Genomic DNA, 13,705 nt, shown 5'->3' with positions numbered 1-13,705 from the left:
AATGGCAAACAACATGGTTTGCAAGTCGCGGAAACATATCCGGCTCGTGGTCGGTCGCCGCAGCCGGCGTTCAATCCGCCTGCACGTCTTGCCAAGAATCGAATGTCGCAGCTTGACCGCGACGGCATCCGCTGCGGTCGATGAGATCCCAGACGATGGCTTTCTCGATATAGAAACGCCGCCCTGACTTGGCGATGCGAAGTCCGCGGTAGTCGGCGATAAAGCCGTTGGCCGCCACCGCATTCAACAACCTGTCACGTTCGGCGCGATCGGGCGCCTCCGCCGAAAGACGCGATGGCAAAGTAATGAACTCGTCCCACGAATATTCAAAGCAGGCCTGGGCAGCGCGGTTTGCGTAGATGAAGCGCGGATCGGCGTCGGTATTATGGGCAAGGACAACTGCCGGCGACTGGTCATAAAGCCATTCAGCACCCTGGCCTTCCGGCGTCAGGCTGTGTCCCACGCTTCGTTCGAAACTTTCCGCCATCAGTGCGTAAAATTCGAGATCGTAAGACAAGTCGAGGCCGGCGTCGTTATAGTTGGCAATCATACTGCGCATCCTGGATTGCGGCGAGAGATGTTGACGTGATGGTCTCGCTACAAAATCCTTTGCGCTACAGAAAGTGCAAGTTCCAAATGGACGCGGTCAAGCTGGGCGATCGGGACTTCAGGCGTCATCCTGGAGGTAGCGTTCCGCGAGCCTTGCCCACATGGCTGCGCCAACCGTCAGGCTGGCATCGGCGAAATCATATTTGGCGCTATGCAGGATGGCGGAATTCATGCCATTGCCGAGACGCAGGAAGCTGCCCGGCTTGTGTTCGAGAAAATGCGAGAAATCCTCGCTGCCGGGAATGAGCGGGCAGGTCGCCACCTTGTCTTCGCCGACGAGTTCTGCGGCGACGATCCGGGCAAAATCCGTCTCGGCAGGCGAATTGACGACGACAGGATTGCCGCGATCGTAGTCGATCTCGATGGAAGCATTGTGCCCTTCTGCCACCGAGCGGGCGAGCTTGGTGATGCGTTCCTGCAGGAGGTCGCGAATGCCAGGCTCGAAGGAGCGCACGCTCAATGCGAGCTTGGCATACTCAGGAATGACGTTGACGGCATCGCCGGCATGGATGGTGCCGACGGTGATGACCGCCGTCTGCGTCGGATCGAGGTTGCGCGAGATGATCGTCTGCAGCGAGACGACGAGGTTGCACGCCACGACCACAGGATCGACGGTCAGGTGCGGGCGCGAGGCATGGCCGCCTTTGCCCTTGATGGTGATATCGACGGTATCAGACGCCGCCATCATCGGACCGGATCGCAGCAGGATGGTGCCTTCGGGAGCGCCGGGATGGTTATGGAGGCCAAAGATGGCGTCGAACGGAAACCGCTCGAACAGGCCGTCGGCGATCATCGCCTGGGCGCCGCTATTCTTGCTCGCCTCTTCCGCCGGCTGGAAGATCAGCGTCACCGTGCCGTTGAAGCGGCGGGTGCGAGCGAGATATTCGGCGGCGCCGAGCAGGACGGTCGTGTGGCCGTCATGGCCGCAGGCATGCATCTTGCCGGGGGTGCCGCTGGCATAGGCAAGTCCGGTTGCCTCGACGATCGGCAGCGCATCCATATCGGCGCGGATGGCGATGCTCTTGCTGCCGTCGCCTGCGCTGAGCCGCGCGACAACGCCGTGGCCGCCGACATTGCGGGTCACCTCATAACCCCAGCCTTCCAGCTTTTCTGCAACGTAGCGCGCCGTTTCCGCCTCTTCGAAAGAGAGTTCCGGATGGGCATGCAGGTACTGGCGGATCGCCTTTAGCTCCGCCTCCATGGCTTCGAAGTCGGAAACGCGGGCATAGGCATTGTCGAGCGTGGGCATGAGAACATCCAGTCTTGATAGAATGGGTCGCTGCTACGGCCCGAGGGTCGAAGCAGCCGGCAGACATTGGTCAAAGAAAACGGGCGAGAAAGGCTTGGGTCCGGGGATGCTGCGGATTGCCGATGACATCCTCGGGCTTGCCCATCTCGACGACATTGCCGCCGTCCATGAACACGACGCGATCGGCCGCCTCACGGGCGAAACCGATCTCGTGGGTCACGACGATCATCGTCAGGCCCTGTTTGGCGAGATCGCGCATGGTGGAGAGAACTTCGCCCACCAGTTCCGGGTCGAGCGCCGAGGTGGGCTCATCGAACAGCATCAGCTTGGGTTTGATCGCAAGGGCGCGGGCGATGGCGACGCGCTGCTGCTGACCGCCGGAGAGCTGGCGGGGATAGCTGCCCGCCTTTTCCGACAGACCCACCCGCTCCAAAAGCCGCAGGGCGTTCTCGGTTGCGGCCTTGCGGCTATCTCCGTGCACGCCGATCGGAGCCTCGACGATGTTTTGCAGCACCGTCATATGCGGATAGAGATTGAACTGCTGGAACACCATGCCGATCTTGCGCCGCTGGCTGGCGATCCCGTTGCTGGACAGCTTTTCCAGCCGGTCTTTGCGCAGGCGATAGCCGATCTGTTCGCCATCGACTTCGATGAACCCCTTATTGATGGCCTCGAGATGGTTGATGCAGCGCAGGAAGGTCGATTTTCCCGAGCCGGACGGGCCGAGCACCACGACGACTTCACCCGGCATGACGTCGAGGTCGATCCCCTTCAGCACTTCGAGCTGGTCGAAGGACTTGTGGACGTTTCGGACTCTGACGAGCGGCTTTGCAATTTCGGCACCGGTCAATGGCTTGCCTCCTCGACAAGGGTCTCGGATCTGGCGGCAGCGGTGTTGTTGCGCCGTTCGCTGCGACCGTAATAGGCCTCGATATAGCTCTGGCCGAGATTGAGGATGGAGGTGATGAAGAGGTACCAGAGGACCGCGACCAGCAGCATCGGCACGATCTCGAAGGTGCGATTGTAGATCGACTGGACGGAATAGAGCAGATCGGCCATGGCGATGACGCTGACGAGCGAGGTTGCCTTGATCATGCTGATCAGCTGGTTGCCCGTCGGCGGAACAATCGAGCGCATCGCCTGCGGAATGATGATCCGCCACAGCGCCCTCGCCTTGGTCATGCCGAAGGCTTCCGCCGTCTCGAACTGGCCGCGATCGACCGAGAGCAGGCCGCCGCGGATGATCTCGGCCATATAGGCCGCTTCGTTCAAGGCAAGGCCGACGATCGCCGCCGTCATCGGCGTGATCACCGAATTGGTCTCCCAGCTGGCGAGCGTCGGGCCGAACGGAATAGCGATCGAAAGTTCGGGAAAGAGGGTCGAGAGATTGTACCAGAAGATCAGTTGCACCAGCAGCGGCGTGCCGCGAAAGAACCAGATGAACAGCGATGCCAGCGAACGTGCGAGCCGGTCATTCGACAGCCGGGCGATCGCCAGTCCAAGGCCGAGAACGATGCCGATAGCCATCGCGACCACTGTGAGGCCCAGGCTGACGTAAAGGCCACTGATGACAGTCGGATCGAAGAAATAGGCCGCGACGACCGGCCAGCCGAAATTCTCGTTATGGGCGACGATCCACAGGAAGTTCGCGGCAATCAGGAGCACCACCACCCACAGGACGAGCCGGCCCGTTTGAAAAGGCTTGTGGGCGTGGGCAACATCCCGGAAGTCTGCACCGCCCGAAGGCGGTGCGGCAGTCGTGCGGTCATTGCTCATTTCGGCAGGACTCCACCAAGATTGAGACCGGGCTGCTTGATCATGTTGTTCTCAAGACCCCACTTCTTCATGATGGCGGCATAGGCGCCGTTATCCATCAACGCCTTGATCGAGTCGAGCAGAACGGGGCCGAGCGGCGAGCCTTTCGGCACGACGGCGCCCTGATAGAGATCGTCGAACCCGTTTTTCTGGCCGACGCCGCTCAGTTCCAACTGTCCGTTTGCCTGAGACACGAAATAGGTCAGTGGCGCCTGCGAGGAGAAGAAGGCATCGGCGCGTTTGGAGCGGACTGCCAGGATCGAGCTCGGCTGGTCGGTATAGGACTGCACTTCGGGCGCAGGCTTGCCGTCCGTCTTGCATTTTTCGACCTGGGCCTGGATCACCTTTTCGGCGGAGCCGCCGGCCATGACGGCGATGCGATTGCCGCAGGCGCTATCGAGCGAACTGATGGCCTTCGGATTGCCCTTCTGGACCGAGAAGACCACGTATTCCTGAACCCAGTCGACGAAATCATTGGCCTCTTCACGGCTCTTGAAGTCACCGATCGGGCCGAAGGCGAACTGGTATCGGCCGGAATTGATGCCGGCGAGCAACGCGCTCAACCCGCTGACGGTTTCGTGCTCGATCGTAACGCCGAGCATCTGGCCGATCGCATCGGTCAGATCGGCGCTGGCGCCGGTCAATTTCGTACCGGTGACGATCTCATAGGGAGGAAAGGAACCATTGTTGACGGAGATCATCTTGCCGTCCGTGCGGATCTTCTCCGGCAGGCGCGCGCGAAGGGCGTCGTTGACGGTCTGCTTTGGTACAGCTGCCTCCTCAGCGAAGACCGAAGTCGTCATCAGAGCCAGCAGGGCGGCGGAAGCGATCAGTTTCGAATACATGTCATTCCCCTTTTTGGTTTTACGAAAATGGTAATTCAACGATGAGGCCTGCGAAGGGTTTCCCCAGGCCTTGTTCACCTGGCTTTGGCGTGCCGCGGAAACAGCTCGGCGGGCGTCAAAAGGCGCGGCATGATCTTCTGTTCGTAGAGTTCCTCGGCAAAGTCGGCGATCATTGCCTCGTTCTCAGCTAGCCCGCTGGCTCTCCAGGTCGGCGGCAGATCAGCCGCGCAGCGGCGCAGTTCGTCGATCATCCACGGTGTTGTGTCGGCGTATTTCTCGCGCTTTTCCAGCCACAGGCGCTGGGACTCGTCGATCAGTTCGCTGAGTTCATCCATGATCCAGGGATGCTCCTGGACGATACCAGCCTTGAAGCCGATCAGATGCATGCCCGGGATGTAGCCGACTTCGTGGAAGTAAGTGACTTCAGCGGCGCGGAAATCATCCAGCACCTGGCGGAGCCGCGATTCCTGATCGAAGAAACCTTTCGGCATGAAAGGCGTGAACACAGCATCGAGCCCGCCATCCAGCAAAAGATCGACCATCGGGCGCTCGCCGGGAGCAGCCTCGATGCGGCCAGGCCGTCCAAAACCATCGAGACGGTCGACGATCGGATGAACCTCCGTCAGGCGCCCGGCATACCACATGGCATCCTCGACGCCGACGCCTTCCCGGCGCAAAGCAGCACGGGTCCAGGTATTTCCGGAATCACGCCAGCCGGTCACGCCGATGTTCTTGCCGGCCAGATCGGACAGCTTGCGGATCGGACTGGCCTTGGCGGTGATAATGCAGCGATGGCGGAAGCCGCGCATGATGAAGTTCGGCATGCCAATGACCCGATCATCGCCGTCATGACGCATCTGCGAATAGCGGCTGAAGGACATTTCCGCGGCGTCATGCGCCGCGTCATCGGTGAGGCTGGAGATCAGCGTGCCCACACGATCCACTTTGATATCGAGACGGGAAGAACTGACATCACCGAGCACAAGGGGTGTCATGTAGTCCCAGTCTCTAAGGGCGATGCGTAGCGTCACAGGCATGCAAAAACTCACTGAAATGGCTCGACGAGGGGCAAATTAAATGTTCAAAATGGCGAGTACAAATGTTATTACGTTATTGAACATTTAAAGTGAGAAAAAAATGGGCGACACGGTCGAAGCCTCCTGGTTTGCCGAAAAAATAGCCGACCGGAGCATCAGGGGCATTGCTCTCGAAACGAGCGCGCTGATCCGTGCCGGTGTCCTGCCCATTGGGACACGCCTGCCGGCGATCCGCGATATCGCTTACGAATTGCATGTCAGTCCGGCGACGATCTCCGAAGCCTGGAGCGAATTGCGGCGGCAGAAGATCATCAGCGGCCGGGGGCGCAACGGCACCTGGGTCAGCGGCGACCGCTTTGTCGCCAAGCCGGAACGCCTTGCCAGCTCGGGAAACTATAGGGCAGGTGTGCTCGACCTTACCTTGGCCGGGCCGGATGCAGCACTTCTTCCTCGCCTCGCCGAAGCGATGGCCTATGGCGCGTCCGTCGATGATCTCAACAGCTATGAGCGGAGCCGGATCGTCCCTGAGTTGAAGGACGCCGTTTCAGAGCGATGGCCTTATGAGGCGGAAGCTTTTCTGGCCACCAATGGCGGTTACAACGCCGTCTATACGATATTGCATGCGCTGGTTTCCTCGGGCTCGTCGGTCGCGATCGAACATCCGACCGCCATGCGACTGCTCGATATTCTGGAAGATCTCGGCGTGAAAATCATCCCTGTCGCCTGCGATGGCGAAGGCCCCCTGCCGGATTCGCTGCGCGAAGCATTGCGGCAACGTCCGGCGGCTTTCCTGTTCCAGCCGCGGCTGCATTCCGTGACCGGCGTTACGGTCAGTTCGTCCCGCCTCGATCAGCTCGGCGATGTGTTGGAAGACAGCGATACGCTTGTCATTGAGGACGATGGCGTGGGCGACGTGTCGGCGGCACCTCCGCAGTCGCTCGGCGGCCGATTTGCGGAGCGGACGATCCATATCCTGTCGCTCTCGAAAAGCCTCGGCCCGGATCTGCGTCTCGCGGTTCTGTCGAGTTCCGCGCCTATCGTCGATCAGATCCAGTCTTACCGCTCCTTCAGTGCCGGCTGGACCAGCCGTATCCTGCAAGGTGCCGCCGCCTGGTTATTGCGCGATCCGGCAACCTGGCAGCTTATCGGCGAGACGCGCGAGATCTATCAGCAGAGGCGCGACGCTCTTGCCGAAGCGCTCAGCGAACGGGGAATACCGATACCGCCAGGCCAGGGCCTGTGCCTCTGGGTGCCCGTCGTCTCCGAACCATTCGCGATGGTGACGCTCGCCGCACGCAATATCGCCGTCAACCCGGGCAACAAATTCTCCGTCTTGCCAAGCAGTCATATTCGAGTGGCGACCAGCACGCTCAGCGATCGCTGCGAGGAAGCGGCCGATGCGATCGCTTTGGCTCATGCGCCGTGAAGGTAGGGGCGGCCTGCGGCCCGCGTACTACTTTCCCTCAAGCCACTCCTGCAGCTCTGCCTCCGCCCGCTCCAGAGCGCTGTAATTCAGGAGTTTGCGCAGGAAGGCGACGGTGACGGCACGGGCGCGCAGATTGAAGCGGCCGTCCTCGTGGTCGTCGCCGGCGCTCTGGTAGACGTCGAGCTTGTCGTAGAGCTGCTGCAGGCGGTTCTGCACGCTGCGCAGCGACAGGCCCCGACGTTTGGCGATGGCCCGGTCTGTGAGGCCGAGCGCGATATCGACGAGGATCTCGTATTCGGAATCGGTGAAGCCGTTCGTCTGGCCGAGGCTCTTCTGCTGCAGGCCCCGCACCTCCCGGTCGATGACGCACTGGCTCTCGATGAAGATCGAGCGCAGCGCAAGCTTCAGCCGCTCGTCGGAGGCGGATTTCAGCACATAGCCATAGGCGGCGCCATCCGGCACGATGCGCGAGACGCCGCGCACATAGGCCTCGTCCGAGTAATTCGACCAGAACAGGATGCGGGTTTCCGGCCGCTCCTTCCAGATGGTGCGCGCCGCCTCGATGCCGTTGCGGTTTGCCATCTGCAGGTCCATGACGATATGCGCCGACTTGTGGTCGCGGGCGAGCTTCTCGCCGGCGGTTCCGTTCTCCGCCTCGATCACCGTGTCGCATTCCGGCAGCGCCGCGTTGACCGCCTCGTGCAGATAGGACCGGTGCAGCGGGTCGTCCTCGACGATCAGAACCTTCATGGTGCCCTTCTCCTCAGTTTGGCCCGCTCGGCGGGTCGTGCGGTACGAGCGGTAGCACGACGCGCACCACTGTCCCCCGATTGTTGTGGCCCGCCCCGGTCGTGAACCGCGCCGAAATCAGCCGCGCACGGGTCTTCATATTGTCGATGCCGCCGCCGATCCGTCCCCGCGCCTTGGCGAGCCCGGTCCCGTCGTCGGAGATTTCAATCGACAGCCGATCGTCGTCGGCCTCGAGCCGCACCATGACGGCCAGCGGAGCGGCATGGCGCACCGCATTGTTGATCGCCTCCTGCGCGATCCGGAACAGCGCGACGCTGACGGTCGGTTCCAGTCGCTCCAGCGCGCCGTGCGTCTCGTCGACAAGGCCCCATTCGATGCCCGATCCCGTGTCGCGGGTCGATCGGTCCAGATGATGCTCGATCGCCTGGGCGAGGCCGAAGAGCTGGAGCACGGAGGGTTTTGCCTGTTCGATGATCTGCCGCAGATCCTGCATGCAGTGCTGCAGGGAACGGGAGATCGGTTCCAGCGCCTCGGGCGCCATCTCGCCGTTGCGCGACAGCCGATCGATCCGGCGGGCGAGCCGCGTCAGGTCGGCGAGCGTCTGGTCGTGCAGGTCCATGCCGATGCGCTGGCGTTCCTGCTCCAGCGCTTCGGTAAGTTTGAGCGCACCCTGCCGCAAGCCCTCCTCGCGGGCGCGGGCCTCCGCCTCGACAATGGCCGAGCGTTGCGCCTGCTCAGCCGCCTGCAGCGCGAAGAAATAGGGCGTCAGCAGATCGGCGATGATGCGGGCGCGTTCGATATCCTCCATCGTATAGACGCCCGCCCTGTGCGACGAACAGGAGAGCGCCGCGATGATCGTGCCCTGCACCTTCATGGGCACGTGCAAGCGGCTTCTCAGCGACTGTTCAACGATCGGCCGCTTGAATGCGCCCTCGAAGTGGAAACGCGGGTCGGTCATGGCGTCGTCCGCCAGCAGAAAATCCACCTCGCCCCAGAGCAGCGAGCGGATCGGGCTGTTGACAACAGGCGCGCCGGCAAGCCCGCCCCAGGCGGTTTCGATGCCCGTCTCATAGGCCGTATGATAGTTGCCGCCCTCAAGCAGCACGCAGACATCGAGATGGTCGTGCGGGATGATATGGGCGACCTCGGCTGCGACGGAACGGATAGCCGAGCGGAAGTCGAGCTGGCCCGCGAGCAGCCGGGAAATGCCGAGATAATGGTCGAACATGGCTGCGGGTACGAGATGCAGCATTGTCAGTTCCTCCCCGAGACGGCGCCGGGCTCCTCAACCCGCCGCGACTCCTTCCCAGTAAGCGCCTGCGAGAGCGCCGCCGTCTTGCGTAAACCCGCAGCTTGTTGCGCAAAACCCGCAAACGGATTGCCGCCTTGCCCCTGTACAGGCCGATCGATCTCCCGCATCCTGCCCTTACTGAGAGGAGGAAGCTCAGTGCAAGAACAATTTTCACTCGGACCCAGGTGGGCCGGCAGGAGTGAAGCGATCCGCCGACAGGCGCGATCATCAGGGAGGAAGACATGACAATCCGCAAGATGCTTCTGGCATCGGCCGCTATCGCATGCGCCGCGATGCCCGTTTCCGCCTTTGCCGAGACATCGGCCAAGAAAATCGCCCTTTCCAACAATTATGCCGGTAACTCGTGGCGCCAGGCCATGCTGACGAGCTGGGGCAAGGTGACAGGCGAAGCCGTGAAGGCCGGCACCGTTGCCGCAGCCGACCCTTTCACCACCGCCGAGAACCAGGCGACGGAACAGGCCGCGCAGATTCAGAACATGATCCTGCAGGGCTATGACGCCATCGTGCTCAACGCCGCCTCGCCGACGGCGCTGAACGGCGCGGTCAAGGAAGCCTGCGACGCCGGCATCACCGTTGTTTCCTTTGACGGCATCGTGACCGAACCTTGCGCCTGGCGCATCGCCGTCAACTTCAAGGAAATGGGCCGCAGCGAGGTCGAGTACTTGTCGAAAAAACTTCCGGACGGCGGCAACCTGCTCGAGATCCGCGGCCTTGCCGGTGTCTTCGTCGACGACGAGATCTCGGCCGGCATCCACGAGGGTGTCAAGCAGTTCCCGCAGTTCAAGATTGTCGGCTCCGTTCACGGAGACTGGGCGCAGGACGTGGCGCAGAAGGCTGTTGCCGGCATCCTGCCGAGCCTGCCCGACATCGCCGGCGTGGTAACGCAGGGTGGTGACGGTTATGGCGCCGCACAGGCGATTGCCGCAACCGACCGGAAGATGCCGATCATTATCATGGGCAACCGCGAAGATGAACTGAAGTGGTGGAAGGAGCAGAAGGACGCGAAGAGCTACGAGACCATGTCCGTATCCATCGCGCCCGGCGTCTCCACGCTCGCTTTCTGGGTGGCCCAGCAGATCCTCGACGGCAAGGAAGTCAAAAAAGACCTCGTCGTGCCCTTCCTGCGCATCGACCAGGACAATCTCGAAACCAACCTCGCCAATACCCAGGCCGGCGGCGTCGCCAACGTGGAATACACGCAGGCAGACGCAATCAAGGTCATCGAGTCGGCAAAGTAACTCTCCCGGCGACTGCCGCGCGGCCGTAAATGGCCGCGCGGAATTCTTTGTGAAGCAGGCATGGCGGGCGGCATGGATGACGTTTTGAAGGCGGTGATCGCGGTCGATGGCGCCAAGGTGAGTTTCGGCGCGGTCAGGGCCCTTGATGGCGTGACCCTTCGCGTCATGCCGGGCGAATGCGTCGGGCTTGTCGGCCACAATGGAGCCGGCAAGTCCACCATCGTCAGCGTGATCAACGGCGGTCTCACCCCGCACGAAGGAAGCGTTGCGAGCGACGGCGAACGGCTGGAACGCTATGGCATCAATGCCGCGCGTGCCCGCGGCGTGCGCTGCGTCTTCCAGGAGCTTTCGCTCTGCCCCAACCTTTCGATCGTCGAGAACACGCGCATCATGCATCGCCATCTCGGTGGCTTCGGCTGGCGGCGGCGCGCCGCAAAAATCATCGAGACTAGCCTCGACGCCGTCTTTCCCGGCCACGGCATCGACAGCAGCCGGACCGTGGGGGATCTTTCGATCGCCGAGCGGCAGATGGTCGAGATATCAATGGCCTTTTCCGACGCAGGCATTGCGCCGCGGCTGGTGATCCTCGACGAACCGACCTCGTCGCTCGATGCAAGCCTTGCCCGCCAGATGCTCGACCATGTCCGCCGCTTTATCGCCACGGGCGGGTCCGCCATCTTCATCTCGCATATCCTGCACGAGATCCTCGAAACCGCCGACCGCATCGTCGTCATGAAGGACGGTCGCGTCGTCGCCGAACGTCCGGCACAGGGCTTTGACCATCACGGCCTCGTCGAAGCGATGGGCACCGTTGCGAAGGAGGAGACAAAGCAGCGCTCGGCCCGCGAACAATCCACCGCACAGCTCATTCTGTCTCATCAAGCGAAGGGGCTTCCGTTTGCGGCGCGCAAGGGCGAAATCATCGGACTGGCCGGTCTGGCCGGCCACGGGCAGACCGAGCTCCTGCTCGCCCTGCATGCGGCGCAGTCTGGCAACTGGCTGCCTGAGCGCGATCCGCTCGTCACCTTCGTCGCCGGCGACCGCCGCCTCAACGGCGTCTTCGAGCTGTGGAGCATCCTGCGCAACTTCTCCATCGCCTCGCTCGGTGACCTCTCCCGGCGCGGCCTTATCCTCGCGGATGAAGAACAGACGAAAGGCGCCGACTGGAAGCGGCGGATCGAGATACGCACGCCCGATATGGACAACCGCATCCTGTCGCTTTCGGGCGGCAACCAGCAGAAGGTGCTCTTTGCCCGCGCGCTTGCGACGCGCGCACCTGTTGTCCTGATGGACGATCCGATGCGTGGCGTCGACGTCGGCACCAAGCAGGAAGTCTATGCCATCATTCGCGAGGAAGCGGCGCGCGGCCGCACCTTTATCTGGTACTCGACGGAGATGGACGAGGTCCGCCTCTGCGACCGCGTCTACGTCTTCCGCGAAGGCCGCATCACGGCCGAACTCGCCGGCGACGCGGTTAACGAGAAGAACATCATCGCCGCCTCCTTCGAAGGGGTCGCCGCATGACGTTCCGGCTGTCGTCCGATGCCATGCGTCTTGCCATTCCTGCTCTGTCGCTGACGCTGCTGCTCGCCGCCGTCTTCTGGCTGCAGCCGCGCGCCATGAGCTATGTCGGGCTCAACCTGCTGTTCAACCTGGCCGTGCCGATCGCGCTTGCGACGATCGCCCAGATGATCGTGATGGCGGTGAACGATCTCGATCTCTCGATGGGCGCCTTCGTCAGTTTCGTCGCCTGCGTCACCGCGACCTTTCTGCGGGATGCGCCCCTGATCGGTGTGCTGATCCTTGCCGGCGCGATCGCAACCTATGCGGCGCTCGGCGTCGTCATCTATCTGCGCAACCTGCCCTCCATTGTCGTGACCCTCGGCATGAGCTTCGTCTGGGGCGGCCTTGCCGTATTGCTGCTGCCGGCACCGGGCGGGCAGGCGCCGGACTGGGTTCGCTGGCTGATGACCGTCAAGCCGCCGCTGGCGCCGATGGCGATCGTCGCCAGCATCGTCATCGCCTTGGTCGCCCATCTTCTCGTCATGCGCTCCTCGCTCGGCGTGCTGATGCGCGGCATTGGCGGCAACCAGCGCTCGGTCGAGCGCGCCGGCTGGTCGATTGTCGGGGCACGCGCTGCCGCCTATGGTCTTGCCGGCCTCTTTGCCGTGCTCGCTGGCATCGCCCTGGTCGGCCTGACGACCTCGGCCGATGCCAATATCGCGCTGCGCTACACGCTGCTGTCGATCGCCGGCGTGATCCTCGGCGGCGGCGAGTTCATCGGCGGCCGCGTCTCCCCGATCGGCGCCGTCATCGGCGCGCTGACGCTGACGCTCGCTGGCTCGTTCCTGTCCTTCCTGCGTATCTCGCCGGACTGGCAGATCGGTGCTCAGGGCGCGATCCTGATCATCGTGCTGGCACTCCGCCTGATGCTGAACCGCCTGGAGAAGCGGGAGAAACGCCGATGACCCCGCTCCTGCGCCTATTCCGCAAACCCTGGATCTGGTCGTGGCTTGCCGCCTTTGTCGTCTGGTTCCTGACGATCATGGTGACGCTCGGCGCCAGCACGCTTGGCCTGTCGCAGGCAGCCCTCACCTTCGCGGCCTTCTCGGTCATCGTCGGCATCGGCCAGATGTTCGTCATCACGCTCGGCCCCGGCAACATCGATCTCTCGGTTCCCGCCACGATGACGCTTGCCGGCACGGTGGCGCTGAAGCTGATGAATGTCGAAAACGGCATGATCCTGCCGGGTCTTCTTGTCGCCATCGTCATTGGCCTTGTCGTCGGCCTCGGCAATTATGCACTCATCAAGGCGCTGCGCATTCCGCCGATCATAGCCACGCTGTCGATGAGCTTCATCGTCCAGTCCGCGGCGATCTGGACGAACCGGGGATTACGCATCAAGCCTCCGAGCGTGCTGGCGGAATTCACCACGTCGAACACGCTCGGCGTGCCGAACGTGGCAATCGTCGCACTCCTCATCTCGCTGCTTGCCTGGTTCCTGCTCGAGAAGACGATCTGCGGGCGCTGGATCTCGGCGATCGGCCAGAGCATGCCGGCAGCCCGCATGGCCGGCATACCGGTCGACGGTACACGCTTCGTCACCTACTTGTTCTGCGCCGTGCTCGCATCGGTCGCAGGCTATCTGCTCGCCTGCTTCTCCGGCGGCGCCGCACTCAACATGGGGTCGGAGTATCTCTTGATGTCGATCGCCGTCGTGGTGATCGGCGGCACTGCGGTCGCCGGCGGCGATTCCAACGTGCCGGGGATCTGGGGCGCATCGCTCTTCATGTTCCTGGTCGTCTCCATGCTCAACACCTACGGGCTCGGCGCGGGCATCCGCCTGATCATGACCGGCCTCATCATTATCAGCGTCATCATGCTCGCCGGCGGTCGCCGGGCCGGCATGCGATAATTGGGAAGA

General features: G+C 62.5%; 13 protein-coding genes. 5 read left to right on the top strand and 8 right to left on the bottom strand.

Features of this window, described 5'->3' with window-relative positions; translation table 11 throughout:
* Positions 1-70: 70 nt before the first annotated feature.
* The 6 genes from A6U98_RS35250 to A6U98_RS35225 all read right to left on the bottom strand — a co-directional run bounded on the left by A6U98_RS35250 (position 71) and on the right by A6U98_RS35225 (position 5,555).
* On the bottom strand, positions 71-550 hold the full coding sequence (locus A6U98_RS35250) for an MEKHLA domain-containing protein (RefSeq protein WP_064655820.1): 480 nt from the start codon (positions 548-550) through the stop codon (positions 71-73).
* A gap of 117 nt (positions 551-667) precedes the next feature.
* Positions 668-1,858 (bottom strand): M20 aminoacylase family protein, encoded by a 1,191-nt coding sequence (locus tag A6U98_RS35245; RefSeq protein WP_064655819.1) that lies wholly within the window; start codon positions 1,856-1,858, stop codon positions 668-670.
* Positions 1,859-1,928: 70 nt separating this feature from the next.
* Positions 1,929-2,708: an amino acid ABC transporter ATP-binding protein gene (locus A6U98_RS35240; RefSeq protein ID WP_064655818.1), complete on the bottom strand. Its 780-nt coding sequence runs from the start codon at positions 2,706-2,708 to the stop codon at positions 1,929-1,931.
* Positions 2,705-3,634, bottom strand: a complete 930-nt coding sequence (locus A6U98_RS35235) for an amino acid ABC transporter permease (RefSeq protein ID WP_064655817.1) — start codon at positions 3,632-3,634, stop codon at positions 2,705-2,707. Before A6U98_RS35235 ends, A6U98_RS35240 begins: the two co-directional genes overlap by 4 nt.
* A complete protein-coding gene (locus A6U98_RS35230) occupies positions 3,631-4,518 on the bottom strand; it encodes an ABC transporter substrate-binding protein (protein ID WP_064655816.1) in 888 nt (295 codons plus the stop codon). Before A6U98_RS35230 ends, A6U98_RS35235 begins: the two co-directional genes overlap by 4 nt.
* A 74-nt stretch (positions 4,519-4,592) precedes the next feature.
* Positions 4,593-5,555, bottom strand: coding sequence for a hypothetical protein (locus A6U98_RS35225; RefSeq protein ID WP_064655815.1), 963 nt, complete (start codon positions 5,553-5,555; stop codon positions 4,593-4,595).
* Between the two features lie 100 nt (positions 5,556-5,655).
* On the opposite strand from A6U98_RS35225, the gene A6U98_RS35220 reads away from it, so the two are divergent.
* Complete coding sequence (locus tag A6U98_RS35220; RefSeq protein WP_064655814.1) at positions 5,656-6,981, top strand: PLP-dependent aminotransferase family protein; 1,326 nt, start codon at positions 5,656-5,658, stop codon at positions 6,979-6,981.
* 27 nt (positions 6,982-7,008) lie between these two features.
* Here the strand turns inward: A6U98_RS35220 and A6U98_RS35215 are convergent, their stop codons facing one another.
* On the bottom strand, positions 7,009-7,731 hold the full coding sequence (locus tag A6U98_RS35215; protein WP_025396860.1) for a response regulator transcription factor: 723 nt from the start codon (positions 7,729-7,731) through the stop codon (positions 7,009-7,011).
* A gap of 13 nt (positions 7,732-7,744) precedes the next feature.
* Positions 7,745-8,983, bottom strand: a complete 1,239-nt coding sequence (locus A6U98_RS35210) for a sensor histidine kinase (protein ID WP_064655813.1) — start codon at positions 8,981-8,983, stop codon at positions 7,745-7,747.
* 281 nt (positions 8,984-9,264) lie between these two features.
* Here A6U98_RS35210 and A6U98_RS35205 point away from each other — a divergent pair, with 281 nt between their 5' ends.
* The 4 genes from A6U98_RS35205 (at position 9,265) to A6U98_RS35190 (ending at position 13,696) form a co-directional block, all read left to right on the top strand.
* The gene (locus A6U98_RS35205; protein ID WP_024321508.1) at positions 9,265-10,281 is read left to right on the top strand and encodes an ABC transporter substrate-binding protein; all 1,017 of its coding nucleotides are present in this window, start codon (positions 9,265-9,267) and stop codon (positions 10,279-10,281) included.
* A gap of 72 nt (positions 10,282-10,353) precedes the next feature.
* Positions 10,354-11,805, top strand: coding sequence for a sugar ABC transporter ATP-binding protein (locus A6U98_RS35200; RefSeq protein WP_064655856.1), 1,452 nt, complete (start codon positions 10,354-10,356; stop codon positions 11,803-11,805).
* Complete coding sequence (locus tag A6U98_RS35195; RefSeq protein ID WP_064655812.1) at positions 11,802-12,749, top strand: ABC transporter permease; 948 nt, start codon at positions 11,802-11,804, stop codon at positions 12,747-12,749. The genes A6U98_RS35200 and A6U98_RS35195 overlap by 4 nt, the downstream gene beginning before the upstream one ends.
* The gene (locus A6U98_RS35190) at positions 12,746-13,696 is read left to right on the top strand and encodes an ABC transporter permease (protein WP_064655811.1); all 951 of its coding nucleotides are present in this window, start codon (positions 12,746-12,748) and stop codon (positions 13,694-13,696) included. The genes A6U98_RS35195 and A6U98_RS35190 overlap by 4 nt, the downstream gene beginning before the upstream one ends.
* Positions 13,697-13,705: the final 9 nt, after the last annotated feature.

This window comes from Rhizobium sp. WYCCWR10014 (assembly GCF_001657485.1).
GTDB lineage: Bacteria > Pseudomonadota > Alphaproteobacteria > Rhizobiales > Rhizobiaceae > Rhizobium.
This window is presented reverse-complemented; position numbering and strand designations above follow the sequence as displayed.

Excerpts from the sequence above, each read along its gene's own strand:
- A6U98_RS35195 (WP_064655812.1), top strand. The coding sequence starts at position 11,802 with ATGACGTTCCGGCTGTCGTCCGATGCCATGCGTCTTGCCATTCCTGCT.
- A6U98_RS35245 (WP_064655819.1), bottom strand. The coding sequence starts at position 1,858 with ATGCCCACGCTCGACAATGCCTATGCCCGCGTTTCCGACTTCGAAGCC.
- A6U98_RS35230 (WP_064655816.1), bottom strand. The coding sequence starts at position 4,518 with ATGTATTCGAAACTGATCGCTTCCGCCGCCCTGCTGGCTCTGATGACG.
- A6U98_RS35200 (WP_064655856.1), top strand. The coding sequence starts at position 10,354 with ATGGATGACGTTTTGAAGGCGGTGATCGCGGTCGATGGCGCCAAGGTG.
- A6U98_RS35210 (WP_064655813.1), bottom strand. The coding sequence starts at position 8,983 with ATGCTGCATCTCGTACCCGCAGCCATGTTCGACCATTATCTCGGCATT.
- A6U98_RS35220 (WP_064655814.1), top strand. The coding sequence starts at position 5,656 with ATGGGCGACACGGTCGAAGCCTCCTGGTTTGCCGAAAAAATAGCCGAC.
- A6U98_RS35225 (WP_064655815.1), bottom strand. The coding sequence starts at position 5,555 with ATGCCTGTGACGCTACGCATCGCCCTTAGAGACTGGGACTACATGACA.
- A6U98_RS35205 (WP_024321508.1), top strand. The coding sequence starts at position 9,265 with ATGACAATCCGCAAGATGCTTCTGGCATCGGCCGCTATCGCATGCGCC.
- A6U98_RS35215 (WP_025396860.1), bottom strand. The coding sequence starts at position 7,731 with ATGAAGGTTCTGATCGTCGAGGACGACCCGCTGCACCGGTCCTATCTG.
- A6U98_RS35250 (WP_064655820.1), bottom strand. The coding sequence starts at position 550 with ATGATTGCCAACTATAACGACGCCGGCCTCGACTTGTCTTACGATCTC.
- A6U98_RS35235 (WP_064655817.1), bottom strand. The coding sequence starts at position 3,634 with ATGAGCAATGACCGCACGACTGCCGCACCGCCTTCGGGCGGTGCAGAC.
- A6U98_RS35190 (WP_064655811.1), top strand. The coding sequence starts at position 12,746 with ATGACCCCGCTCCTGCGCCTATTCCGCAAACCCTGGATCTGGTCGTGG.